At 62.5% G+C, this 25,353-nt stretch carries 22 protein-coding genes and 1 riboswitch; of the genes, 14 read left to right on the top strand and 8 right to left on the bottom strand.

The window, feature by feature from the left end; genetic code table 11:
* Positions 1-163: 163 nt before the first annotated feature.
* Positions 164-1,597, bottom strand: a complete 1,434-nt coding sequence (locus tag JOE27_RS14105) for a TolC family outer membrane protein (RefSeq protein WP_115273751.1) — start codon at positions 1,595-1,597, stop codon at positions 164-166.
* A 161-nt stretch (positions 1,598-1,758) separates the two neighbouring features.
* Positions 1,759-1,865: riboswitch (TPP riboswitch) on the top strand.
* A 156-nt stretch (positions 1,866-2,021) separates the two neighbouring features.
* Here JOE27_RS14105 and thiC point away from each other — a divergent pair.
* Positions 2,022-3,908, top strand: a complete 1,887-nt coding sequence (thiC, locus tag JOE27_RS14100) for a phosphomethylpyrimidine synthase ThiC (RefSeq protein ID WP_046788121.1) — start codon at positions 2,022-2,024, stop codon at positions 3,906-3,908.
* A 93-nt stretch (positions 3,909-4,001) separates the two neighbouring features.
* Positions 4,002-5,285: a putative hydroxymethylpyrimidine transporter CytX gene (gene cytX / locus JOE27_RS14095; RefSeq protein WP_046788120.1), complete on the top strand. Its 1,284-nt coding sequence runs from the start codon at positions 4,002-4,004 to the stop codon at positions 5,283-5,285.
* Here the strand turns inward: cytX and JOE27_RS14090 are convergent.
* Positions 5,254-6,000: an RsiV family protein gene (locus JOE27_RS14090; RefSeq protein WP_115273752.1), complete on the bottom strand. Its 747-nt coding sequence runs from the start codon at positions 5,998-6,000 to the stop codon at positions 5,254-5,256. The two genes, cytX and JOE27_RS14090, sit on opposite strands and share 32 nt — an antisense overlap.
* 185 nt (positions 6,001-6,185) lie before the next feature.
* Between JOE27_RS14090 and JOE27_RS14085 the strand changes: the two genes are divergently transcribed.
* The 9 genes from JOE27_RS14085 (at position 6,186) to JOE27_RS14045 (ending at position 15,469) form a co-directional block, all read left to right on the top strand.
* Positions 6,186-6,803 (top strand): NUDIX domain-containing protein, encoded by a 618-nt coding sequence (locus JOE27_RS14085; RefSeq protein ID WP_012316503.1) that lies wholly within the window; start codon positions 6,186-6,188, stop codon positions 6,801-6,803.
* Positions 6,794-7,246 (top strand): DUF1249 domain-containing protein, encoded by a 453-nt coding sequence (locus JOE27_RS14080; RefSeq protein ID WP_042111790.1) that lies wholly within the window; start codon positions 6,794-6,796, stop codon positions 7,244-7,246. The genes JOE27_RS14085 and JOE27_RS14080 overlap by 10 nt, the downstream gene beginning before the upstream one ends.
* Before the next feature lie 84 nt (positions 7,247-7,330).
* A complete protein-coding gene (gene cpdA / locus JOE27_RS14075) occupies positions 7,331-8,134 on the top strand; it encodes a 3',5'-cyclic-AMP phosphodiesterase (protein ID WP_196997109.1) in 804 nt (267 codons plus the stop codon).
* Positions 8,135-8,267: 133 nt separating this feature from the next.
* Positions 8,268-8,876, top strand: a complete 609-nt coding sequence (locus JOE27_RS14070; protein ID WP_196997108.1) for a YqiA/YcfP family alpha/beta fold hydrolase — start codon at positions 8,268-8,270, stop codon at positions 8,874-8,876.
* Positions 8,877-8,911: 35 nt separating this feature from the next.
* Positions 8,912-10,816: a DNA topoisomerase IV subunit B gene (gene parE, locus JOE27_RS14065; protein WP_012316499.1), complete on the top strand. Its 1,905-nt coding sequence runs from the start codon at positions 8,912-8,914 to the stop codon at positions 10,814-10,816.
* Complete coding sequence (locus JOE27_RS14060) at positions 10,813-11,799, top strand: esterase-like activity of phytase family protein (RefSeq protein WP_115273755.1); 987 nt, start codon at positions 10,813-10,815, stop codon at positions 11,797-11,799. Before parE ends, JOE27_RS14060 begins: the two co-directional genes overlap by 4 nt.
* On the top strand, positions 11,796-12,314 hold the full coding sequence (locus JOE27_RS14055) for a TIGR02281 family clan AA aspartic protease (RefSeq protein ID WP_115273756.1): 519 nt from the start codon (positions 11,796-11,798) through the stop codon (positions 12,312-12,314). Before JOE27_RS14060 ends, JOE27_RS14055 begins: the two co-directional genes overlap by 4 nt.
* Before the next feature lie 10 nt (positions 12,315-12,324).
* A complete protein-coding gene (parC, locus tag JOE27_RS14050) occupies positions 12,325-14,583 on the top strand; it encodes a DNA topoisomerase IV subunit A (RefSeq protein WP_046788113.1) in 2,259 nt (752 codons plus the stop codon).
* A gap of 175 nt (positions 14,584-14,758) precedes the next feature.
* Complete coding sequence (locus tag JOE27_RS14045) at positions 14,759-15,469, top strand: ABC-type transport auxiliary lipoprotein family protein (RefSeq protein ID WP_046788112.1); 711 nt, start codon at positions 14,759-14,761, stop codon at positions 15,467-15,469.
* Positions 15,470-15,542: 73 nt separating this feature from the next.
* Here the strand turns inward: JOE27_RS14045 and JOE27_RS14040 are convergent, their stop codons facing one another.
* Positions 15,543-17,009, bottom strand: a complete 1,467-nt coding sequence (locus tag JOE27_RS14040; protein WP_115273757.1) for an AhpA/YtjB family protein — start codon at positions 17,007-17,009, stop codon at positions 15,543-15,545.
* Between the two features lie 134 nt (positions 17,010-17,143).
* On the opposite strand from JOE27_RS14040, the gene serB reads away from it, so the two are divergent.
* On the top strand, positions 17,144-18,358 hold the full coding sequence (gene serB, locus JOE27_RS14035; RefSeq protein WP_046788110.1) for a phosphoserine phosphatase SerB: 1,215 nt from the start codon (positions 17,144-17,146) through the stop codon (positions 18,356-18,358).
* Between the two features lie 70 nt (positions 18,359-18,428).
* Here serB and asd read toward each other — a convergent pair whose 3' ends face one another.
* From asd to JOE27_RS14020, 3 genes are read right to left on the bottom strand one after another with little or no spacing between them, the layout of a single operon-like run.
* Positions 18,429-19,292, bottom strand: a complete 864-nt coding sequence (gene asd / locus JOE27_RS14030) for an archaetidylserine decarboxylase (RefSeq protein ID WP_046788109.1) — start codon at positions 19,290-19,292, stop codon at positions 18,429-18,431.
* Positions 19,293-19,301: 9 nt separating this feature from the next.
* A complete protein-coding gene (locus tag JOE27_RS14025) occupies positions 19,302-20,111 on the bottom strand; it encodes a rhodanese-like domain-containing protein (protein ID WP_046788108.1) in 810 nt (269 codons plus the stop codon).
* A 44-nt stretch (positions 20,112-20,155) separates the two neighbouring features.
* Entirely contained in the window at positions 20,156-21,691 is a 1,536-nt protein-coding gene (locus tag JOE27_RS14020; RefSeq protein WP_119687848.1) for an HDOD domain-containing protein, read from the bottom strand.
* A 130-nt stretch (positions 21,692-21,821) separates the two neighbouring features.
* Here JOE27_RS14020 and motA point away from each other — a divergent pair, with 130 nt between their 5' ends.
* Positions 21,822-22,673, top strand: a complete 852-nt coding sequence (gene motA / locus JOE27_RS14015; RefSeq protein ID WP_046788106.1) for a flagellar motor stator protein MotA — start codon at positions 21,822-21,824, stop codon at positions 22,671-22,673.
* Positions 22,674-22,676: 3 nt separating this feature from the next.
* Positions 22,677-23,696, top strand: coding sequence for a flagellar motor protein MotB (gene motB / locus JOE27_RS14010; protein ID WP_115273759.1), 1,020 nt, complete (start codon positions 22,677-22,679; stop codon positions 23,694-23,696).
* Positions 23,697-23,725: 29 nt separating this feature from the next.
* Here the strand turns inward: motB and JOE27_RS14005 are convergent, their stop codons facing one another.
* A complete protein-coding gene (locus tag JOE27_RS14005; RefSeq protein WP_115273760.1) occupies positions 23,726-24,205 on the bottom strand; it encodes a molecular chaperone Tir in 480 nt (159 codons plus the stop codon).
* A 114-nt stretch (positions 24,206-24,319) separates the two neighbouring features.
* Positions 24,320-25,351, bottom strand: a complete 1,032-nt coding sequence (gene rsgA / locus JOE27_RS14000) for a small ribosomal subunit biogenesis GTPase RsgA (RefSeq protein WP_046788104.1) — start codon at positions 25,349-25,351, stop codon at positions 24,320-24,322.
* Between the last annotated feature and the right edge of the window lie 2 nt (positions 25,352-25,353).

Genomic DNA, 25,353 nt, shown 5'->3' with positions numbered 1-25,353 from the left:
AGTAGTGGGTTTTCGGATGCGCCCATCCAACGCTTTGATTCGACGATTGCAGTGACTGCCTGACGGGCACGCCGGCAAGCCGGCCACAGGGTAGGCGCATTGTTGAAACACTGGCGCAAGCCCTGTGGGTGCAGGTTTACCCGCGAAGAAGCCAGCACCTGCCTCAAGGCCTGCGTTCGAAGTTCTTCGCCGCTGCCGCCGCCAGGTCCGGTGGCAGGAAGTCCTTGTCCGGGTTGTAGTCCGCCTTCAGGTACCGCTTGAGGTCCACCAGGTCCTGTGGGCTCAAGGTGCCGGCCGCCTGCTTCAGGCTCAGGTTGTCGAGAATGTAGTCGTACCGGCTGTTGTTGTAGTCGCGAACCGAGGTGTACAGCTGGCGCTGGGCATCGAGCACGTCGACGATGTTGCGGGTACCGACCTGGTAACCGATCTCGGTGGCTTCCAGCGCGCTCTGGTTGGAAATGATCGACTGCTTGCGCGCTTGCACCTGTTCCACATCGGTATTCACGGCACGGTGCAGGTTGCGTGTGTTCTCCACCACCTGGCGGCGCAGGCTCTCGCGTTGTTGCTCGCTCTGGCTCAGGCGCTGGTATGCCTCGCGTACCTGCGAGCTGGTCAGGCCGCCGCTGTAGATCGGAATGTTCAGTTGCAGGCCGATGCTGGTCTGCTCCACGTCACCGCTATAGCGCACGCCCAGTTGCGAAGGGTTGGTGAAGCCCAGGCTGTCGTTGTCGCCTTTCTGGTACTTGGCTACCGCATCCAGTGTCGGGGCGTGGCCGGCCTTGCGCTGGCGCAGGGTTTCTTCGGCGGCATCGACTGCGTAGTTGGTTGCCAGCAGGTTGAGGTTCTGCCGCCCGGCAGTCTCGACCCAGGCCTTGGCATCGTTGGGCGTGGGCACCTGTATGGGCAAGGTGTGGACAACGCCCTGGATCGACGTGTATTCGCGGTTGGTGAGGGTCACCAATGCCTCGAAGGCATCCTGCACCTGGCGTTCGGCGATGATCCGGTTGGCCCGGGCGGTGTCATAGCTGGCCTGGGATTGCAGTACGTCGGTCTTGTCGGACAGGCCGACATCGAAACGTTCGTTGGACTGGTCGAGTTGGCGCTTGAAAGCCGATTCTTCGGCCTTGGTGGCTGCAAGGTTGTCCTGGGCTCGCAGCACGGCAAAGTAGCTTTGCGCGGTCTGCAGGATCAGATTCTGTTCGGTGGCAGACAACTCCAGCGCTGCCTGCTCATTGACAGCTTCGGCGGCCTGCAACTGGAACCAGCGGTCGGCGCGGAAGACAGGTTGCGCCAGGGTGGCGCTCCAGGCGTTGCCGCTGCGGTTGGAGGTGATCGAGGGTTCGTCGAGCTTGGTGCGGGTGTTCATCATTTCGGCACCTGCCGACAGGTTGGGCAGCAGGCCGGCGCGGGCCTGGGGCACCACTTCGCGGCGCGCGCCATAATCGGCGCGGGCGGCGGCAAGATCGGCGTTGTTGTCGACCGCTTCCTGGTAGACGCTGACCAGGTCAGTCTTGACCGTCATGGGCACATCCGCTGCCCAGGCCACTCCGTTGGACGCACAAGACACGGCAATCGCCAGTGAAAGTTTGCGCAGCATAGAGGCAATCCTTGTACGAAATTTAATTACTGAACTGTTGAGTATCGAGCGTTGGGGCAGTGTAGTGCCATGCGCAACTGGCAACAATCGTTGGCTGTGCCTTTCATCATCCCCCCGTTTTACACGCTTGGCTTTGCCGGCCACTCCAGTCTAGACTGCGCACGTTCTTGTCGGGGTGCCTTGAAGCAAAGGCTGAGATCGCATAGGTGCGGATCCCGTTGAACCTGATCAGGTTAGCGCCTGCGTAGGGAACAAGATTGCTCGCCTTCCCGGGGAGCCTCTTGTGCCAGGTCCGGGAATGTCGCAGCTGCAAGCAGCTCAAGGCACTCCATGTATCCGGCACTGCATGCCCGCCAAGGGGTGCGTCCGCGTCTTTCAGGTTCTCCCCGACATTCCACCGCTAGGAAGCTGTCTGGAGCCTGTGATGAGCAAACAAGAAAAAACGATCAACCTCAGCGAGTCGGCGCAAGTCGATCAGCAGTCCGTGCAACCCTTCCCGCGTTCGCGCAAGGTCTATGTCGAGGGCTCGCGCCCGGACATACGCGTGCCGATGCGCGAAATCAGCCTGCACGACACCCCCACCGACTTTGGCGGCGAAGCCAACGCGCCGGTGATGGTCTATGACACTTCCGGCCCCTACACCGATCCCGACGTCATCATCGATGTGCGCAAAGGCCTGGCCGATGTGCGTTCGGCCTGGATCGACGCCCGTGGCGATACCGAGCGCCTGGGTGGGCTGAGCTCGAACTTCGGCCAGCAGCGGCTGAACGACGCCGAACTGGCCAAGCTGCGCTTCAACCATGTGCGCAACCCGCGCCGCGCCAAGGCTGGCGCCAACGTCTCGCAGATGCACTACGCCCGCCAGGGCATCATCACCGCCGAGATGGAATACGTCGCCATCCGCGAGAACATGAAGCTGCAGGAGGCCCGCGCTGCTGGCTTGCTCAAGCAGCAGCACGCCGGCCACAGCTTCGGCGCCAACATCCCCAAAGAGATCACCGCCGAATTCGTGCGCGAGGAAATCGCCCGCGGTCGCGCGATCATCCCGGCCAACATCAACCACACGGAACTGGAGCCGATGATCATCGGCCGCAACTTCCTGGTGAAGATCAACGGCAACATCGGCAACAGCGCCCTGGGTTCCTCGATCGAGGAGGAAGTAGCCAAGCTGACCTGGGGTATTCGCTGGGGCTCGGACACGGTCATGGACCTGTCGACCGGCAAGCACATCCATGAAACCCGCGAGTGGATCATCCGCAACTCGCCGGTACCCATCGGTACCGTACCGATCTACCAGGCCCTGGAGAAGGTCGGTGGGGTTGCCGAGGACCTGACCTGGGAGCTGTTCCGCGACACGCTGATCGAGCAGGCCGAGCAGGGCGTGGACTACTTCACCATCCATGCTGGCGTGCTGCTGCGCTACGTGCCACTGACCGCCAAGCGGGTCACCGGTATCGTCAGCCGCGGCGGTTCGATCATGGCCAAGTGGTGCCTGGCGCATCACCAGGAGAATTTCCTGTACACGCATTTCGATGAGATCTGCGAAATCATGAAGGCTTACGACGTGAGCTTCTCGCTCGGTGACGGGCTACGCCCAGGCTCGATTGCCGATGCCAACGACGCTGCGCAGTTCGGTGAGCTGGAAACCCTTGGCGAGCTGACCAAGATCGCCTGGAAGCACGACGTGCAGTGCATGATCGAAGGCCCTGGCCATGTGCCGATGCAGCTCATCAAAGAGAATATGGACAAGCAGCTGGAGTGCTGCGACGAAGCGCCGTTCTACACCCTCGGCCCTTTGACCACCGACATTGCGCCTGGTTACGACCACATCACCTCGGGCATCGGTGCGGCCATGATCGGCTGGTTCGGCTGCGCCATGCTGTGCTACGTCACCCCCAAGGAGCACCTGGGCCTGCCGAACAAGGATGACGTCAAGACCGGCATCATCACTTACAAGATCGCCGCGCATGCAGCCGACCTTGCCAAGGGCCACCCGGGCGCGCAGATCCGTGACAATGCCCTGTCCAAGGCGCGTTTCGAGTTCCGCTGGGAGGACCAGTTCAACCTGGGCCTGGACCCTGACACCGCACGTGCCTTCCACGATGAAACCCTGCCGAAGGAATCGGCCAAGGTCGCGCACTTCTGCTCGATGTGCGGGCCGAAGTTCTGCTCGATGAAAATCACCCAGGAAGTACGGGAATACGCCGCCAACCTGCGCATCGATGCGGTGGATGTATCGGTTGAGGAGGGGATGCGCGAGCAGGCCGAACGGTTCCGCCAGGAAGGCAGCCAGCTGTACCACAAGGTGTAAGCCGCAGCGCTGATCTGTTGCAGGAGCGGCCTTGCCGGTGCGCCGCTCCTGCAACGACCGTGTCGATTTGTTTTCTTTTGTCGAGTAACAACAATGACAACTCCCAGCCATTTTTCCCCCGACCACCCTGTCCCCACCAGCCAACGCCCGTTCGGTGGTCGCGACCTGTTCTCGCTCTGGTTTTCCCTCGGTATCGGCCTGATGGTCCTGCAGGTCGGCGCGATGCTCGCTCCAGGCCTGGGCCTGGCCGGCGCGGTGCTGGCCATCGCCCTGGGCACCGGCGTGGGCGTGCTGCTGCTTGGGGCGGCAGGCGTGATTGGCAGCGATACGGGCCTTTGCGCCATGGCCACCCTGCGCCTGAGCCTGGGCAGCCAAGGCGTGCGCCTGCCAGCGCTGCTCAACCTGCTGCAACTGGTCGGTTGGGGCGCGTTCGAGATCATTGTCATGCGTGACGCCGCCAGCCTGCTCGGCGCGCGCACCTTCGGTGAAGGCAGTCTATGGAACAGCCCGATGTTCTGGACCCTCTGCTTCGGTGGCCTGGCTACGCTGCTCGCGGTCAGCGGGCCGCTGGCATTCGTGCGCAAGGTGCTGCGCAAATGGGGGATCTGGCTGTTGTTGGGCGCTTGCCTGTGGCTGACCTGGAACCTGTTCGCCAAGGCTGACCTGGGCGAGCTGTGGCGGCGCAGCGCAGATGGGTCGATGTCGCTGGCTGTGGGCTTCGACATCGTCATCGCCATGCCGCTGTCCTGGTTGCCATTGATCGCCGACTACTCACGTTTTGCCCGCAGCGCCAAGCGAGTGTTCGGCGGGACCGTGCTCGGTTACTTCATTGGCAATACCTGGTTGATGAGCCTTGGCGTGGCCTACACCCTGGCCTTTGCGCCGAGCGGTGAGGCCAATGCGCTGCTGCTGGCCCTGGCCGGTGCCGGGCTGGGTATTCCGTTGCTGCTGATTTTGCTGGACGAGTCGGAGAAGGCCTTTGCCGATATCCACTCGGCTGCGGTATCGACCAGTCTGCTGGTACGCCTGAAGGTCGAGTACCTGGCGTTGGGCATCGGTGTGCTATGCACCCTGATTGCCCTGCTGGCGCCGCTTGCCCAGTACGAAAACTTCCTGCTGCTGATCGGCTCGGTGTTCGCGCCGCTGTTCGGTGTGGTGCTGACGGACCACTTCGTGATCCGCCGCCGCCGCCTTCCAGCACAAATTGATGGTTTGCACTGGCAGGCGCTGCTGGCCTGGGCGGTGGGTGTGGTGGCCTATCACAGCATCGCTGCGCAAGCGCCAGAGTTCGGCGCTACCCTGCCGGCATTGTTGCTGGCGGGTGGGCTGCATGCGCTACTGAGTCTCAGCCGCGGCCGGGGAACAGTTCGGGCTTGAGCACGCCGTTCAGGCGTGGGTAGGGGATTTTCAACTCCACGTGGCCCATGGAGTAGGGCGCGATGGTATAGACCTCATATTTGACCACCACTGCGCCGTACGTCAGGGCGATGTGCGGCGACTTCTTGAATGGCCAGGTTTTGACGAACTCGGCATCCTTGTCCATGCCCACGCTGATCAACCAGGCGCGGTGCGATTCTTCTACCGTTTTCCAGAAGGTATCTTCCTGGCCCGGCACCAGCATGTCTTGCAGGGTCAGCACCTTGTCCAGCTTGCGCGAATAGTTGATGAAGCCCCGGCCTGGCATGCCATGGGCGCCGCCGCTGTCGAGGTAGCTGGACAGCTCGATGATCACCAGCCCGTCATGCTGTTCACGTACCTTGGCTTGCAGGTAGCTGCTGTTGCGTTTGTCGGCGGTGGCCAGGTATTGCTGCTCATACGCCTGCAAAGTGCTTGGTGCGGTGCCATGCTGGTTGTCTTCGGTCAGTTGCAGCAGGCGTTTTTCGACGATGCCGTCGAGCTTGGGCAGGTCCGGGAAGTGAATGGTGTCAATGTTCACCAGTGGGCAGTCACTCTCGCTGCAACCTGGCTTTACGTGCTCCCAGGCGTCGCGCTTTACCTCCAGTGGGGCACGGTAATTCGGCGCGAACAGGCTCTGGCAGGCACCGAGGGCCAAGGCCAGCACAGCCACGGCAGTCAGTTTGACAAGTGTCATGATGATCCTTGCAATACAGGGAAAAGTCGGCCTTTGACCGCCTGCGCGGCCTTCAGTTCGCCACTAAGCTAACAGAGAGAAGAGCCGCTGTCCCGACTGCGCGAACGGTTACCGGAAAGGGGTGAAACAGGCAGGCGTGCAGAGTAGGATGGCGCGAAGCAGTATTTGAGGTAATGAGGATTTCCATGTCAGACGCGTTGAATTCAGTGCCCAAGGGCTTCGACATCATCGAACGGGCCAATTGCTTCCAGGGCTTCTACAAGCTCGACAAGCTTCGCCTGCGCCATGAGCTGTTTGCCGGGGGCATGGGCCGCGAGATCAGCCGCGAACTGTTCGTGCGCCATGATGCCGTCTGCGTGCTGCCTTACGATCCACTGCGTGATGAAGTGGTGTTGATCGAGCAGTTTCGCGTCGGCGCGCTGGATAAAGTCGACAATCCCTGGCTGATCGAGATGGTCGCCGGCCTGATCGACAAGGACGAACAGCCTGAAGAGGTCGCTCATCGTGAAGCCGAAGAAGAAGCCGGTCTGACCTTCAGCGCCCTGTGGCCGATGACCCGTTATTTCCCATCGCCCGGCGGCAGTGATGAATACGTGCACCTGTTCCTTGGCCGCTGCAGCAGCGAAGGCGCCGGGGGGCTGCACGGCCTGGAAGAAGAGGGCGAGGATATCCGCGTGCGGGTCTGGTCGTTCGAAGATGCCTTGCAGGCCGTGCGCGACGGGCGCATCTGCAATGCGGCGACGATCATTGGCCTGCAATGGCTGGCGCTCAACAGAGATGAAGTACGAGGTATGTGGAAGTGAACCTGCTGCGTGAGCGTTATCGGGTCGATCTGGCCGGGCTGCAGGCAGCCTGTGAGGCCAACTACGCCCGGCTCATGCGCCTGCTTCCCGACATGCGTACCACGCAGAGTTCGCGCCGCATCGGCATGACCCAGGGCGACCAGATGCTCGGCGTGCTGGTGCTCGATGTGGTGCTGGCCTGCCCCTACACCACCACCCTGCGGGTGCGCCAGGAGCACAGCCTGCCTTGGCTGCCGGTGCCCCACCTGGAGGTGCAGGTGTACCACGATGCGCGCATGGCCGAAGTGGTCAGCGCCGAGCATACCCGGCGCCTGCGCAGCATCTACCCGTATCCCAACCAGTCCATGCACCAGCCGGATGAAAAGGCCCAGCTCAATCTGTTTCTCGGGGAATGGCTGAGCCACTGCCTGGCCTGTGGTCACGAGCTGGCAAGTGTGCGCTGAAATGTGATGCCGGTCGGTTTCGACTATTTGCTCGCAACCAATCCCCCGCCATAATTCGTGCTGAATTCCCCGAGGAGACGGCCGGTGCCGCACCCAGACCCCTCTCAGGCACCCGTATGCGTGGTGCAATTGACTGACGCTCACCTGTTCGCCGACCCTGCGGGCACGCTGCTGGGGCTGCGCACGCGCGACAGCCTGCGCCATGTGATCGCCCAGGTGCGCCGCGAACAGCCGTGTATCGATTTGCTGCTGTGCACCGGTGATCTTTCGCAGGATGGCAGTGCTGCCTCGTATCAGGCGTTCCGTGATCTGACGGGTGACTTCGCCGTACCGGCGCGCTGGTTGCCGGGTAATCATGATGAAGCCAGGGTCATGGCCGAGGTGGCGCCGGAGCTGGTGCAGGCGGTAACCGATATCGGCGCCTGGCGTATCATCATGCTCAATTCGGCGGTGCAAGGTGCGACCCATGGGCTGCTTGAGCCGGCACAGCTGTCGCTGCTCGATGATGCGCTGGTGTCGGCAGGGGGGCGCCATTGCCTGGTCTGCTGTCACCATCAACCTGTGGATATCGGCTGCGCCTGGATCGCACCGATCGGTTTGCGCAATGCTGACGAATTGTTGCGCCGGCTTGAGGGTTATCCACAGGTGAAGGCGCTGCTTTGGGGGCATATTCATCAGGAGTGGGATGAGCTGCGTGGCGGTTTGCGCCTGCTGGCCACGCCATCGACCTGCATACAGTTCGCCGCTCGTAGCGAAGACTTCAAGGTGAGCGAGGAGCAGCCGGGTTACCGGTGGTTGCGCCTGCATGCCGACGGGCGGCTGGAGACCGGGGTGCAGCGGGCCACGGACTTTGAGGTGAAGCTCGATTTTGATAGCCCGGGCTATTGAAACCAGGGGCCGCCGTGCGGCCCAAAAATTGTTGCGAAAAACCCGCCGCAGCGCCAAAACACGGCGAACACGCTACACTGCGCATCCCTGCGCCTCCACCATCGGGCGCGAAGCCAAAGATTCCGGGGGCAGCATGTCGGGTTCCATCCTCTATATCCATGGCTTGAACAGCTCACCGCTCTCCACCAAGGCGCGTCAGCTCCAGGCTGTGATGCAGCAGCTAGGCCTGTCAGGCCAGTTGCGCGTACCCGCCTTGCACCATCACCCGCGCCAGGCCATTGCACAGCTCGAAGCCGCCATCGCCGAACTGGGGGCGCCCCTGCTGGTCGGCAGTTCGCTCGGCGGCTACTATGCCACCCATCTGGCCGAGCGCCATGGCCTCAACGCCCTGCTGATCAACCCGGCGGTCACCCCGCACAAACTGTTCGACGGCTACCTGGGCACCCAGCGCAACCACTACAGCGGCGAAACCTGGGAACTGACCCACGATCATGTCCAGGCCCTCGCTGAACTGGAAGTGCCGGCCCCAGCGGACGCCAGCCGCTATCAAGTGTGGTTGCAGACCGCCGATGAAACCCTGGACTATCGTCACGCCGAGCGTTATTACCGGGCGTGCGCGTTGCGTATCCAGGCCGGTGGCAACCATGGCTACCAGGGTTTTGCCGAGCAGATACCAGCCCTGCTTGCCTTCGCCGGAGTTGCCCGGGGGCAGTATGCGGCGCTCGATTTTTCTGTATTTTGATTTTTTCGCATTCACCAGACTGACGACGAGAACCCATGGCCAATCCCAGCGCTAGCGCCTATAACGCAGACGCCATCGAAGTCCTCTCGGGCCTTGACCCGGTCCGTAAACGGCCGGGCATGTACACCGATACCAGCCGGCCGAACCACCTGGCCCAGGAAGTCATCGACAACAGTGTCGACGAAGCCCTGGCTGGCCACGCCCGTTCGGTGCAGGTCATCCTGCATGCCGACCACTCGCTGGAGGTCAGCGACGATGGCCGCGGCATGCCGGTGGATATCCATCCGGAAGAGGGTGTATCGGGGGTCGAGCTGATCCTCACCAAGCTGCACGCCGGCGGCAAGTTCTCCAACAAGAACTACCAGTTCTCCGGGGGCCTGCACGGCGTCGGCATCTCGGTGGTCAACGCCCTGTCGACCCAGGTGCGCGTGCGCGTCAAGCGGGACGGCAATGAATACCAGATGACCTTCGCCGATGGCTTCAAGGCCAGCGAGCTGGAAGTGGTCGGTACGGTCGGCAAGCGCAACACCGGTACCAGTGTGTACTTCAGCCCCGACCCGAAGTATTTCGATTCACCCAAGTTTTCCATCAGCCGCCTCAAGCACGTGCTCAAGGCCAAGGCCGTATTGTGCCCGGGCCTGTTGGTCAGCTTCGAGGACAAGGCCAGCGGCGAGAAGGTCGAATGGCACTACGAGGATGGCCTGCGTTCCTACCTGGTCGACTCGGTCAGCGAGTTCCAGCGCCTGCCGGACGAGCCCTTCTGCGGCAGCCTGGCCGGTAACAAGGAAGCCGTGGACTGGGCCTTGCTGTGGCTGCCAGAAGGTGGTGACAGTGTTCAGGAAAGCTACGTCAACCTGATCCCCACCGCCCAGGGCGGTACCCACGTCAATGGCCTGCGTCAGGGGCTGCTCGATGCCATGCGCGAGTTCTGCGAGTTCCGCAACCTGCTGCCGCGTGGGGTCAAGCTGGCGCCCGAAGACGTCTGGGAACGCATCACTTTCGTGCTCTCGATGAAAATGCAGGAGCCACAGTTCTCTGGGCAGACCAAAGAGCGCCTGTCGTCCCGCGAGGCTGCGGCATTCGTTTCGGGCGTGGTCAAGGATGCCTTCAGCCTGTGGCTCAATGCACACCCCGAGCTAGGCATGCAACTGGCGGAACTGGCCATCAGCAACGCCGGCCGCCGCCTCAAGGCCAGCAAGAAAGTCGAGCGCAAGCGCGTCACTCAGGGCCCTGCGCTGCCGGGCAAGCTGGCCGACTGCGCAGGCCAGGACCCAATGCGGGCCGAGCTGTTCCTGGTCGAGGGTGATTCGGCCGGTGGCTCTGCCAAGCAGGCACGTGACAAGGAATTCCAGGCGATCCTGCCGCTGCGCGGCAAAATCCTCAATACCTGGGAAGTGGACGGTGGCGAGGTACTAGCCAGCCAGGAAGTGCACAACATCGCCGTGGCCATCGGTGTCGACCCGGGCGCTGCCGACCTGTCGCAACTGCGCTACGGCAAGATCTGCATCCTCGCCGACGCCGACTCCGACGGCCTGCACATCGCGACCCTGCTGTGTGCGCTGTTCGTCCAGCACTTCCGTCCGTTGGTCGAAGCAGGCCACGTCTATGTCGCCATGCCGCCGCTGTACCGTATCGACCTTGGCAAGGAAATCTACTACGCCCTCGACGAGGCTGAACGCGACGGCATTCTCGACCGCCTGGTGGCCGAGAAAAAGCGTGGCAAGCCACAGGTCACCCGCTTCAAGGGGCTGGGCGAGATGAACCCGCCGCAATTGCGCGAAACCACCATGGACCCGAACACCCGGCGCCTGGTCCAGCTGACACTGGATGACCTGCAGGGTACTACCGAAATCATGGATATGCTGCTGGCCAAGAAACGCGCGGGCGATCGCAAGAACTGGCTGGAGACCAAAGGCAATCTGGCCGAGGTTCTGGTTTGATTCGTCTGTTTGTCGCGGTTTTATTGACGCTGGTTACTCTGCCGAGCCTGGCAGCCGACTGGCCGGAGCTGAAGCTGGCATCCGAGCATCCGATTGACGGCATGCGCGGCGGCAATCTGTCCGGGCTGGCTTTTTGCCGGGGTGCGCTGTGGGGTGTTTCAGACCGTGATGATGACCGTATCTACCGCTTCGACCAGCACAATGAGGTGTGGCGCGCCCAGCCTTTGACTTTTTCCCCGCCCCCGGTACCGGAGAGCGGGTTGCCCTGGGGGCTGAAGTCGCGCAACTGGGCGGTGTCGTACATTCGTGGTGGCCAGTTTGATTACGAAGGTATCACTTGCGATCAGGCCGGTAATATCTACCTGGTCAGCGAAGCGCATGTGGCCGTGTTGCAACTGCCGGTCGTAGGCGCGCCTGCCTGGCTCAGGGTTGACCCGGCGATGATGCGCCAGGCCAGGGCCACTGGCATGCTGCTGAACTTCAATGCCCTGTTCGAAGGCCTGGCGATCAACCCTGCCGGTGACCGCCTGTGGCTTGCGGCCGAGCGTGAGCGCCGCGGCTTGGTAAAGATAGAGCGCCAGCAGTCGGTATGGACGTGCGGACGCACTTGCGTACTGCTCAGTGAAGCCGGGGTCGAGATGCAACCGCCTCAAATGCCCAATGCCCGTGCGCTTTCGCGTGATTTCGCCGACCTGGCCTGGTTCGAGGGCAAGCTGTTCACCCTCGAACGTAATGCATACCGTGTGTGCCGACGCCATGCCGACAGCGGTGAGGTCGAGCGCTGCTGGTCGTTCGCAGCCGATGCTCTGGTACCCGAGCGACGCTATGATCAGCCGTTCGGCCTGGCCGAAGCGCTGGTCATCGATACCAAGGGCGCATGGATCGGTCTTGACAACAACAACGCTGACCGCGCCGATGGTGAAAGCCGGCCGGTCGTCTGGCGCTTCGCCGCGCCGCAGGGCGGTTGGAGCACCACACCATGAGCCAGCCACCGGGCAAGCGTGCGGGCAGGGTACTGATGATCGTCGCCTGGGCGGCGGCGATGTTCCTGGCTACGCGCTTTTTCGGTGAATGGGAGGCGCGCGAGCGCAACCCCAATACCCAGGTGCAGTCCGAGCACGGCGAAGGCTTCATCGAAGTGCGCCTGCTGGGCAATGGCCAGGGCCATTTCGTGGCAGATGGCGCGATCAACGGCAAGGCTGTGCATTTCATGCTCGATACCGGGGCCACCGACGTGGCGATCCCCGAGGCGCTGGCCCGTGGCCTGAGCCTGCAACGTGGCAGCCCGGTCATCCTCAGCACCGCTAACGGTCGCACCGAAGGGTACCGCACGCGTCTGGACAGCCTGCAACTGGGGGATATCCGCCTGCAGGGCGTGCGCGCCCTGGTGGTGCCGGGGTTGGATGGGCAGACGGTGCTGCTCGGCATGAGCGCTCTGAAACAACTTGAATTTACCCAGCGCGGCGGCACCATGCTGCTGCGCCAGAACCTGAAATGACGAGGCCCGCATGAGCGACTCACTGGAACTCAGCCTCGACGGCGTCGAACGCCGTTCGCTGGCTGACTTCACCGAACAGGCCTACCTCAACTATTCCATGTACGTGATCATGGATCGGGCCTTGCCGCACATCGGCGACGGCCTCAAGCCTGTGCAACGACGCATCGTCTATGCCATGAGCGAGTTGGGGCTCGATGCCGATGCCAAGCACAAGAAGTCGGCGCGTACCGTCGGCGACGTGCTCGGTAAATTCCACCCCCACGGCGATTCGGCCTGCTACGAAGCCATGGTGCTGATGGCGCAGCCGTTCAGCTACCGCTACACGCTGGTCGATGGCCAGGGTAACTGGGGTGCGCCGGACGATCCGAAGTCGTTCGCGGCGATGCGTTACACCGAAGCGCGCCTGTCGCGCTACTCCGAGGTGCTGCTCGGTGAGCTGGGCCAGGGTACCGTGGACTGGGTGCCCAACTTCGACGGTACCCTGCAGGAGCCTGCAGTATTGCCGGCACGGCTGCCGAACATCCTGCTAAACGGCACCACCGGTATTGCCGTCGGCATGGCCACCGACGTGCCGCCACATAACCTGCGCGAAGTGGCCAGTGCCTGTGTGCGCCTGCTCGACGAGCCCAAGGCCACCCTTGAGCAACTGTGTGAACACATCCAGGGGCCGGACTACCCGACCGAAGCCGAAATCATCACGCCGCGTGCCGAGATCCTCAAGATCTACGAAAGCGGCCGCGGTTCGATCCGTATGCGCGCCGTATACCGGGTCGAGGACGGCGACATTGTCGTCACTGCGTTGCCGCACCAGGTCTCCGGGGCCAAGGTGCTGGAGCAGATCGCCGCGCAGATGCAGGCGAAGAAGCTGCCGATGGTCGCTGACCTGCGTGACGAGTCGGACCATGAAAACCCCTGCCGTATCGTGATCATCCCACGCTCCAACCGCGTGGATGCCGATGAACTGATGCAGCACCTGTTCGCCACTACCGAGCTGGAAAGCAGCTATCGGGTCAACGTCAACATCATCGGCCTGGATGGCCGGCCGCAGCTCAAGAACCTGCGTGCCTTGCTCCTGGAGTGGCTGCAGTACCGTATCGGTACCGTCCGTCGCCGCCTGCAGCATCGCCTGGAGAAGGTCGAGAGGCGCCTGCACCTGTTGGAAGGCTTGCTCACTGCATTCCTCAACCTCGATGAAGTCATCCACATCATCCGTACCGAGGAGCATCCCAAGCAGGCATTGATCGCTCGTTTCGACCTCACCGAAATCCAGGCCGACTACATCCTCGAGACGCGCCTGCGCCAGCTGGCCCGTCTGGAGGAGATGAAAATCCGCGGTGAGCAGGACGAACTGCTCAAGGAACAGGCCAAGCTGCTGGCCCTGCTCGGCAGCGATGCCAAGCTACGCAAGCTGGTGCGCAGCGAACTGATCAAGGATGCGGAAACTTACGGCGACGACCGCCGGTCGCCGATCGTCGCGCGCGCCGAAGCCAAGGCGCTGTCGGAAAACGAGCTGATGCCGACGGAGCCAGTCACGGTCGTGCTGTCGGAAAAAGGCTGGGTGCGTTGCGCCAAAGGCCACGATATCGATGCAACCGGCCTGTCGTACAAGGCCGGGGATGGCTTCAAGGCTGCAGCGGCGGGGCGTTCCAACCAGTTTGCCGTGCTCATCGACTCCACCGGGCGCAGCTACTCTGTGGCGGCGCATACCTTGCCATCGGCGCGTGGCCAGGGCGAGCCGCTGACCGGTCGCCTGACGCCGCCGCCGGGGGCTACCTTCGAGTGCGTGCTGTTGCCGGACGATGATGCGCTGTACGTGGTGGCATCGGATGCCGGTTACGGCTTTGTGGTCAAAGGTGAGGACCTGCAGGCCAAGAACAAGGCCGGCAAGGGGCTGCTCAGCCTGCCTAACGGTGCCAAGGTCATCGGTCCGCGCCCGGTGGCCAACCGTGAGCAGGACTGGCTGGCGGCAGTGACCACCGAAGGCCGCTTGCTGGTGTTCAAGGTCGCTGACCTGCCACAACTGGGCAAAGGCAAGGGCAACAAGATCATCGGTGTGCCCGGTGATCGGGTCGCCAGCCGTGAAGAATATGTTACAGATCTGGCGGTGATCCCCGAGGGCGCGACCCTTGTATTGCAAGCTGGCAAGCGTACCCTGTCTTTGAAGCCGGACGACCTTGAGCATTACAAGGGCGAGCGTGGACGGCGGGGTAGCAAGCTGCCGCGCGGGTTCCAGCGCGTTGACGGTTTGCAGGTGGAAGTTCCGGCGTAACCGGTAGAAATGTCTGGGGCGGCAATTTCAGCGCCGTTCCAGGCAGAAATGCTGGAGTCGGACCGACATTTCGCGGATGATAGTGCCCTTGTGGTGCCGGCGTGGCCGTGTGCCCGATTGAATCTATATCAGTATCAATGCGGTTAGCCTGGTGGCGACCGCCTGGATGGGATGAATGAAATTTCTGCGCCTTCCATTTGCGCTATTGATGACGGGCCTGCTGGGGCTGAGCGGATGCAGCATGCATCAGCCGGTTGCCCTGTATCAGCTCGACAGCGGTGATCCTGGCCAGCCCTCGCAGAGTGCGGGCATGGCCGTGGTGCTCGGCCCGGTATCGGTTGCCGATTACCTGCAGCGTGAAACCTTTTTGCAGCGCCAGGCTGATGGCAGCCTGAGTTCGGCGACGGACGGTCGTTGGGCCGGTAGCCTGTCGGCAGACATCGATCAACTGTTGGTGCGTCAGCTGGCCTGGCGCCTGGACAGCCAACGGGTGGTTCTGGCGCCGGCCAGCAGTGGCTTCTCGCCTGACGTGCAGGTATTGCTGTCGATCACCCGCCTGGACTCGGGCAAGAACCAGCCGGCCATCCTCGACGCGCAATGGCGTTTGCTGGACCGTCGCGGCAATGTGCGCGACAACCGTATCGTTCACCTCGAGCAGCCGCACGAAGGCAGCGAGTCGTCGCAGGTGCAGGCTCAGGGGCAGTTGTTGCAGAAGCTGGCAGAGCAGTTGAGCGCTGCAGTCAAACCCTTGGCCAACCAGCCAGCGATTGCCGAAGAGTCGCGCAAAAAACCTGCAGCACCGGTTCAGGTCAAGAAAACACCGGAGAAGTCGAAGATCCCCATGGCTTCCCCTATCCGGACCGATATGGAAGTTTATCGGTTCTGATGTTTGCCCCAGATACAGAAAAGCCCGCACATGTGCGGGCTTTTTTGTGGGTGTCAGAGCAGGGGGCTCGATATCAGACCCTGCGCTCGTGCATCCGCGCCAACTGTCGCTCCAGCATCGAGGGGTAAGGCTCCATCAAGCGCTCGACACAGCAGGCGCCTTCAGGGCTGGCAATCGGCCGAATCCGCGCACGCTGGCGAATCAGCGAGTCATCACTGATCTGCCGCTCCACCAGCAGTAGGTTGCGGCTGTGCTGGGAAAGAGCCAGGGCGTCCTGGGCTTTTTCGGTCATCAGCAGGTCTACCTGTTCCAGCCCATGCAGGTCATCGCCCAAGGCCAGGCCCAGTTGCAGTTGCAAGGTGATGCCGCTGTCGGCTACCTCGATCTGCAGGGCGTGGCCGAGGGCGCGCAGCAGCTCGCCGCAGCAGATTGCGTTGGTCAGGTAATCCTCGCCGCAGTCGCGGCTGTGGAACAGCACCAGAGTGCTGCCGTCGTTGAGCGTGTGGGTCTCGCCATCGTACAGCGACGCGGCCTGCTCCAGGCAGTCGCGGTAGCGTTCCAGCAGCTCGGTCAGGCGGGTGCGTGGCAGCCGGCGCAGTTGCTCCTGCGAGCCTAGCTGAACGGCCAGCACCGCAGTGCTCTGCGGCTCGTCGGAGTCGACTACGGCGGCCTTCGGCGCGCTTTCTTCGTGGTCCAGCAGGCCGGCAAAGGCTTCATCGTCGTCTTCGTCGTCTACCTGGGCGGCAACCTTGGCCCGTGGCGCGGCTTTGACCGGCGCAGGGGTATCGTGCAGGTCGTCGAAGTCGTCTTCGTCTTCGTACTCCTCCGGCTCAGGTTCCGGAGGTGGCGGCGGGGCCAGGCGGGCATGCAGCTGGCGGGCAATATCGCCGATCTCATCCTGACGATCGATTGCCGGGGTGTAGGGGTGCGGGTCGCGCAACCATACGCGCAGTTGCAGCAGCGGCAGGGTGATGTGGCGGCCTTGGCGCAGGCTCAGGCTCAGCGCCAGGGCCAGCAGGATCGCGGCCAGGATGCCCATGCTCTGCAGGCTGATCAGCATCGGCTGCTGGAACTGGCTCATGTCCAGGCTGATGCGCAGTTGCCCGGCGGTCACGTCCTGGAAGGTGATCTTGGTCTGGTACAGGCCTTCGGCCTCACCCAGCAGGCTGTTGCGTGGGCGCTGCCCGGCCTCGGCCAGGATGCGGCTATCCACGCTATATATAGCCGCATGGGCCACCAGCGGGTTCTTCACCAGGTTGCCCAACAGCACGTTGAGGCTGAGGATGTCGTTGGACACCAGCAGCTCGGTCGCCGATGTGGCTGTCTGGGTGGTCAGGCTCTGGCCAAGGGCGTCAGCCTGCTCGTGCATGGCCTGCTTGAACTGCAGACCCATCACGCAGGCATAGATCACCAGCGCCAGCGCCACCAAGAAAATGTTGGTGCTGGCGATGCGCAGTGCCAGGGGAACGCGACGTTGGCGCAGGGCACGGAAGATCATGAGGAAGAAGTTGTCTGGTTTGACGGGCGTGGGCCGGTTCACAGAGCGCGGCTCTTAATGGCATGAAAGTGCGCGCAGTATAGCGACCCGAGTTTTGTCGGCAAAGTATCGTTGGCGCCCGATGGTCACGGAAAATCGGTAGAATGCGCATTTTTCATCGAAGTCGGAGCCAGGTTGTGCGCGAAATCGTTCTGATCAACATCACCGGTGAGGACCGTCCGGGTCTCACTGCCGCCATCACCGGCGTCCTGCTCCAGGGCGGTGTGAACATTCTCGACATCGGCCTGGCTGTCATGCACGGCACCCTGTCGTTCGGCATTCTGGTCGATATACCGGACAACGAAGTGGCCACCAGCCTGTTGCAAAGCGTGCAGTCCAAGGCCCATGAGCTGAATCTGCAGGCCCGCTACACGCCGATTTCCGAGTCCGATTACCAGCACTGGGCCGATGGTCAGGGCGAGGCTCGCTATATCGCTACCGTCCTCAGCCGCAAGATCACCCCGGAGCAACTGCAGAGTGTCAGCGCGGTCATCAGCCAATATGGCCTGACCATCGAGCGGATCGAGCGCCTGTCTGCACGTGTTGCCCTGGGCGCGCAGCGCGAGAAAGGCAAGGCTGCCCTGGAAATTTCCGTCCGCGGTGAGCCAAGCGATGCCCAGGCGCTGCGCGCCGACTTCTTTGCATTGTCCGAAGCGCTGAACATCGACATCGCCTTCCAGAAGGACGACCTGTTCCGTCGCAACCGCCGCCTGGCCGTGTTTGACATGGATTCGACCCTGATCGAAGCCGAAGTCATCGACGAACTGGCCAAGGCTGCAGGTGTCGGCGAGCAGGTGGCGGCGATTACCGAACGTGCAATGCGCGGCGAACTGGACTTTCGCGCCAGCTTCAAGGAGCGCATGGCGCTGCTCAAAGGCCTGGATGTTGGTGTGCTGGACCAGATCGGTGCTTCGCTGCGCCTCACCGAAGGTGCCGAGAACCTGTTCGCCGAGCTCAAGCGCATGGGCTACAAGACTGCAATCCTTTCGGGTGGCTTCACCTACTTTGCCAAGCAGGTGCAGGCACGCCTGGGCATCGATTACGTGTTCGCCAACGAGCTGGAAGTGGTCGATGGCAAGGTGACCGGCGTGGCCGTCGAGCCCATCGTCGATGCCCAGCGCAAGGCAGAACTGCTGCAGCATTTGGCGAGCGAAGAGGGCCTGCAACTGGAGCAGACCATTGCCGTAGGTGACGGTGCCAACGACCTGCCGATGCTGTCGCTGGCCGGCCTGGGCGTCGCCTTCCGCGCCAAGCCACTGGTACGTCAATCGGCCAAGCAGGCCATCTCGACTCTGGGGCTGGACGGCGTGCTGTATCTGCTGGGGCTGCGCGACCGCGACGCGCGGGGCTGACACAAGCCTCGCTGACAAAAAGGCCCTGCATGACTTCAGTCATGCAGGGCCTTTTCATTTTTTGCCAGAATCAAGCCTGCGCGGGAACCGCCAACAGCTCACCCATGCGCGTTGCCGAACCGGCACCCAGGGTTTCAGCCCACTTCACCTGCTCCGGCCCAAACAGCACGATAGCCGTAGAGCCCAGCTTGAAGCGGCCCAGTTCCGCACCCTTCTCCAGATGGATCGGCGCACGGCTGCCTTCGTCATAGCGGAAGGTTTTAAGTTCGCGCTTGGGTGGAGTGACCAGGCCGGCCCACACGGTCTCGATCGAGGCAACGATCATCGCCCCCACCAGCACGACGGCCATCGGCCCGCGCTCAGTGTCGAACAGGCACACCACACGCTCGTTGCGGGCAAACAGCTCGGGGACGTTTTCTGCGGTGGTCTGGTTAACCGAGAACAGGCGACCCGGCACATAGACCATTTCGCGCAGGGTACCGGCCAGCGGCATGTGCACGCGGTGGTAGTCCTTCGGTGACAGGTAGATGGTAGCGAATTCACCACCCATGAACGGGGCGGCCAGCGCCGGGTCGCCGCCGAGCAGCTCCAGAGCGCTGAAGCTGTGGCCCTTGGCCTGGAAGATGCGACCGTGCTCGATCGGGCCCAGCTGGCTCACAGCGCCATCGGCCGGGCACAGGATTGCCCCCGGGGTTTCATCCAGCGGGCGTGCACCCGGCTTGAGGGCGCGGGTGAAGAAGGCATTGAAGTGCTCGTAGGCGGTGAGGTCTTCGACCAGTGCCTCGTTCATGTTCACCTGGTAGCGCTTGGCGAACCAGGCGGTGAAGGCATTCTTGAACCAGCGTGAGCGGCACTCGGCGACGCAGCCGGCAAGCCGCGACAGAAGATGGTGCGGCAGCAGGTACTGGCTGATGATGAACAGACGGGATTTCATGCAGGTTCCTTAAACTTCTACAGGCGTGTCCGGGTGGTTGCCCCATTCGCTCCACGAGCCGGCATAGGCCTTGACGCGTGGATAGCCGAGGGCTTTGGCCACCAGGTAGGTAAAACCGGAGCGGCGGTGGGACTGGCAATGGGTGATCACCTCCTTGTCGGGGGTGATGCCCAGTTGCTGGAGGACTTCGGCGATGTCCTTGCGGATGCGCAGATGGTCGTTGAGGTCCATGCCGGCCGTCCATTCAAAGTTGACCGCGCCGGGTATATGGCCACCCCTGGCTGCCAGGACCTTTTCACCAGAGAATTCTTGCGGGGCGCGGGCATCCCAGATCACCAGGTCATCGGCGCCCAGGCGGCTTTGCAGGTATTCGCGAGTGGCAGTCGGTTCGCTGTGCAATTGCAGGCGTACCGGTGCGGTGGCGGGCGCGGGTGCCTCCGTCGAGAGCTTGTCCGCCGGCCAGGCCTGGATGCCGCCATTGAGGTAATGGCAGGCCTTGTGGCCGATGACGTCGAGCAGCCAGATGAAGCGCCCGGCCCAGCCGCCGCCCTCATCGTCGTACACCACGTAGACCGCATCATCCCGGTGGCCGAGTTCGCTGAACAGTTTTTCCAGGTCGCCAATGGCCGGCAAAAGCCCCGGCGCGGGCGGCATGCCCAGCTGGGTGCGTTTGCCTTCGACGAAGCGGGCGCCCGGGATATGACCGCTGACATAGCGGTTGGCGCTGCTCAGGTCGACCAGGATCAGCTGGGGGGAAGCCAGGCGCGCAAGCAGATCCGCGGGCTCGATCACCAGCGGTAGTCCGGCAAAATCAGTCATCCACGGTCTCCAGTGTGGAAAGAGGGGCGATTGTAGCGCAAGGGTCAGGCATTGCGGTTGGCAAACACCGCAAGGGCGCGCTCGATACATTGCGCGGTTTTGCCGAACGCCTGGACACTGACATCGGCCAGCGGTTTGCCGCCTTGGTCGGCCACCGCCAGCATCAGTACCTGGTTGTTGACTGCCAGCGAGCGCAGCAACAGGTGTTCGCTACGGAAGAACGCACGCAATGGGGCCGGCAGCAGGGCCGCGAACTGGGCATGGTTGTCTGGTGACAGGCGCAGCTGTGCGGCCTGCCCGACCAGTTTCTGCAAAAGCTTGCTCTGCGTGACAGGCAAGGCGATGGCTGCAGCCTCCTTGGGCAAGCCGGCAGTTTGCTGCACGCGCAGGTAATCACTGGCCTTGTCCAGGGTCAGCAGCATGATGCGCTGCATGCCGCAGGCCAACAGTGCTTCACGGGCCTGGGTGGCCAGATGCACGGTATTGGTGAACGGGCTGGGTTGTGCCAGCAGCTCCTGGCACAGCTTGCGCCAATGGCCGAGCGCCTCGCTGGAAGGCGGTGGTGGCGTCAGCATGTCCGGATGCGGGCGACGCTGTTCCCAGGGCCAGATCAAGGCCTCGGCAGGGTGGAACAAGGCATGCCTGGCGTGCCGGCGGGCACTGGCGGCGGCCTGTTGGTGAACTTGCTGTTGCACGTCCTCCAGTGTGGTCTGCAGGTACAGCGCGGTGAGCAATTGCCAGCGCAGCAGGTGCGGGTTGTCCCAGCCTACCTGTGCCGCCAGGGCCAGGTTGTTGGCCAGCAGCACGGTATTGGCCGGCTGGTTGAACCAGCGGCTCAGTGCCGGCGCCTCGTCCAGGCGGTGCTGTTGGCTGAGCATGTCTTCGTCGCGGGCGATGCTCAGTATCTGCCCCAACTGCTCACGCTCTTCGAGCAGCATGCGGTAACCCTGGGTTACCCATTGCGACAGGCGCCAGTGTTCAGCCATGGCTTGGCACAGTGCCAGGATGCGCACGCCAAACAACTCGAGCTCGACCTCTTGCGCCTCTTCGCCCTTGTGGATAACCCGCAGTTCCCACGCATCCAGCAGCTTGGGGTAGGCCAGGGCCATCGGCCATAGGGGCGAGAGGAACAGCAGGCTACCCCAGTGAATTTCCTGCCACAGCCGCGCCAGGCGGCTGGCGAACAGGCCGCTGGCTTGCTGCGAAGCATGCTGGCTGATCAGCAGGAACTGCCGCAGTACCGGCGGTATGTCGTCGTCCGGCAGCGCTGGCAGGCGGGTAAGCAATTCCCTGCTGCGCGCCAGGCCCAGCCTGTTAAGGGCGATTTCCAGGCTTTCGGCGGGTTCTGCCTGGCTGGCGTTGGCGGGATGATTGGCCTCGCGCATCACCGACAGCACCAGGGCCGGGCTGTCCTGCATCAGTTCGGCGATATCGCGAAGCGAACGGCGGCTATCGTTGATAGCGCCCATGACCCGGTCGTAACTCTGCTTCGGTACCGGAACACGAATACCGTCGAGCAGCTTTACCCAGGCCTCTAGCGTACGCGGATTCTGAGTGGGCACCTTGGATTCCATTGGCATTTTGACATCAGTCCGAACTGGCTTTTCGCTTTGAGTGGCTATAGTCTGGCGCAGTTCTGCCGATAAGTAGAAGAAGAGTTTTAAAGCTCCCGTCCCTCATCCTGACCACGACAGCAAGTGCTTTGAACCTATGGCTAAAATTATCGGCATCATCGTCGTATTCGCGAGCGTGCTCGGCGGATATGTGCTCTCCCACGGCAAGATCGCGGCACTGATCCAGCCGTTCGAAGTGCTGATCATCGGCGGTGCAGCCTTTGGCGCCTTCATGCAGGCCAACCCCGGTTACATGACCATGCATGTAATCAAGAAGTCGCTGAAGATGTTCGGCACGCGCTTCACCCATACTTTCTACCTGGAAGTGCTGGGCCTGGTGTACGAAATCCTCAACAAGAGCCGTCGCGAAGGCATGATGGCGATCGAGGGCGATATCGAGGACGCCGCGGCCAGCCCGATCTTTGCCAAATACCCAGCGGTGCTGGGTGATGAACGCATGACTGCCTTCATCTGCGACTACCTGCGCATCATGTCCACCGGCAACATGGCCCCCCACGAGCTCGAAGGCTTGTTCGACATGGAACTGTTGAGCATGAAGGAAGAGCTCGAGCACCCGTCGCATGCGGTCAACGGCATTGCCGACGGCATGCCCGGTTTCGGTATCGTCGCGGCAGTACTGGGTATCGTGGTGACCATGGCGTCTCTGGGCGAGGGCGACCAGGCCTCCATCGGCCTGCACGTCGGCGCCGCGCTGGTCGGTACCTTCTTCGGTATCCTTGCAGCCTATGGTTTCTTCGGCCCGCTGGCCAAGTGCCTGGAGCACGATGCCAAGGAAGAGCTCAACCTCTATGAGTCGATCAAGGCTTCGCTGGTCGCTTCGGCCTCTGGCATGCCACCTTCGCTGGCCGTTGAATTCGGGCGCAAGGTGCTGTATCCGAAGCATCGCCCGAGCTTTGTCGAGCTGGAACAAGCAGTTCGCGGTCGCTGAGCCATGGAAAACAATCAGCCGATAATCATCAAGCGCGTCAAGCGCTACGGTGGTGGCCACCATGGCGGCGCCTGGAAGATCGCTTTCGCTGACTTCGCCACGGCGATGATGGCGTTCTTTCTGGTGCTGTGGCTGCTGTCCACCGCAACGCCGGAGCAGAAGATCGCCATTGCCGGCTACTTCAAGGACCCGATCGGTTTCTCCGAAAGCGGTACGCCCTACGTGATCGACCTTGGCGGCTCGCCCCAGCTGGCGCCGGAAAAGACCATCAACCCGGAGGAGAAGTCCGAGCCTACGCCCGATACCAGCATTCAGCTGGACAAGGACCAGGTCGAGACCTTGGCTGAACAGGTTGAGCGAGAACGCCTCGAACTGCTGTTGCAGGAGCTGCAGAACAAGGTCGAGGAAAACCCCCAGCTGCAGAAGTTCAAGGACCAGATTCTCTTCGAGATCACTCAGGACGGCCTGCGCATCCAGATCATGGATGCCGAGAACCGGCCGATGTTCGACATCGGCAGCGCCCGCCTGCAGCCGTATTTCGAGGACATTCTGCTGGCCATGGCCGACACCATCAAGGCGGTGCCGAACAAGATCAGCGTCAGTGGTCACACCGATGCCAAGCCTTATTCGGACAGCGGCGAGTTCGGCAACTGGGAGCTGTCGGCCAATCGCGCCAATGCTGCACGGCGTGCGCTGGTTGCCGGTGGCTATCCGGATGACCAGGTCGCGCGGGTGGTGGGTTATGCGTCGTCTTCGCTGTTCGACCGCAAAGACCCGTTCAACCCGGTAAACCGCCGTATCGACATCATCGTCCTGACCAAGAAGGCCCAGCGCAACATTGAGGGTGAGCAGGGTACGTCGCCTGCACAGCCAAGCCAGCCAGCGCCGCCTGCCGGCGCTGCGCCTGATGCTTCGGCGGCACCTGCTGCGCAGGATGCACCGATGCAGCCGCGTGAACTGCGCCAGAAGCTGAACATCTTCGAGGAAGGCACCTTGAGGATGGACGAGCCCAACGACCAGTGACGCAGGGGCCGCCCAGCGGCCCCTATGCATCAGAACCCCCGCCGGATCTTGGCCTTCAGATCCGCATGAAAGAAGTCAGCATTGTCCCTGTCGGCGCAGCTTCCGCGCCCCGGCGGCAACGTCATGGCGCGGGTGAACGTGCACTCATCGTGATAGGCCCGCACAAACAGGTCGATGTGCCTGCGCTCGCGCATTACCGGCCATTTGCCAAAGCACTCAGGCAGAGCGCCGCCGTTTCTTTGATAAAAGCTGACACGCCGACTGCTCATGACTGCAGCCCCCAGCAGCCAGGGTGTCCACCAGTCTGCGGCGGCCCATTCGGACAAAAGCCCAATCCAGTGGGTTGCATCGCTCATGTATCGACAGAAGCTGCAATACAGATCTTCGCGGGTCTGCCCTTGGCAGTCGAACAGGACCAGCTGCGCGGGAATGCTTTCGAGCAGCAAGCGTTCATTGAGGATAAAGGCGTCAAGCCGCTCTTCGTGGCGGTAAGTGATTAAAACCGGCATCGCGGTTGCCCTCCCTGATAGGAAGTCATGACCATCAGGGAAAGCTGCAGGCGGGGCAATAGATGACGGCAAAACCGGAATAGCCCTACGCGCCCCGGTAATATTTCCTACGAATCAGTAGCTGTCTTCCGGCAGGCTGGCAATGATCGAGCGGTAGCTGTTCATGCGCTGCTGCTTGATACGGCCGTCTTCCAGTGCCGTGAGCAGCGCGCAGCCTGGCTCGCGATCATGCTTGCAGTCGCGAAAGCGGCAGGTGCCGAACAGGTCGCGGAACTCGATGAAGCCATCTTCCACATCGTCGCGGCTGACATGGCCAAGGCCGAACTCCCGGATGCCTGGCGAGTCGATCAGGTCGCCGCCATTGGGGAAGTGGTAAAGGCGCGCGGTGGTGGTGGTGTGGGTGCCTTGGCCCGACCATTCGGACAGGTCACCGACCCGGGTGTCGGCAGCCGGCAGCAGGCTGTTGACCAGAGAAGACTTGCCCACACCCGACTGGCCGACGAACACGCTGATATGGCCGTCCAGCATTTGCTGCAGGCGCTGCATGCCGTCGCCATGGTGGGCGGAAACCTCCAGCAGCGGGTAGCCGAGGTCGCGGTACACCTCGAGCAAGGCATGCAGGGCCGGGCCGTTCTCGTCGTTGATCAGGTCGGCCTTGTTCAGCAGCAGCAGTGGGCGGATACCCGCGTGCTCGGCAGCGACCAGGTAACGGTCGATCAGGTTCGGGTGCGGTTCGGGCGCTGGCGCGAAGACGATCACGATGAGGTCGACGTTGGCGGCAACCGGCTTGAGCTGACCGTGGTTGTTCGGCCGGCACAGCTCGGTGCTGCGCGGCATCTGCGCGACGATTACGCCAATGCCCTGGTTGCCGGCACGCCAGACCACGCGGTCACCGGTGACCAGCGCCGGCAGGTTTGCGCGCAGGTGGCAGCGGAATACCTGGCCTGCAGACTCGCCGTCCTTGGCCTCCACCTCGACCTGCACGCCAAAGTGAGCGATCACCAGGCCCAGTTGCTCCGGCCCCAGGTCGCCCCCTTCAAGCTCCTGCAGCGCATGCTGCTCGCGTTTGGCAGCGCGAGCGGCGCGTTCGTTCTGGATCTTTTCGATACGCCAGTTTTGGCGGCGATTGAGCTGGCGTTTGGCCATTA

Origin of the sequence: Pseudomonas sp. M5 (assembly GCF_016907075.1) — a bacterium.
Lineage (GTDB): Bacteria > Pseudomonadota > Gammaproteobacteria > Pseudomonadales > Pseudomonadaceae > Aquipseudomonas > Aquipseudomonas putida_E.
Note: the sequence above shows the minus strand (reverse complement) of the source record. Positions and strands in the feature narration are given on the sequence as shown.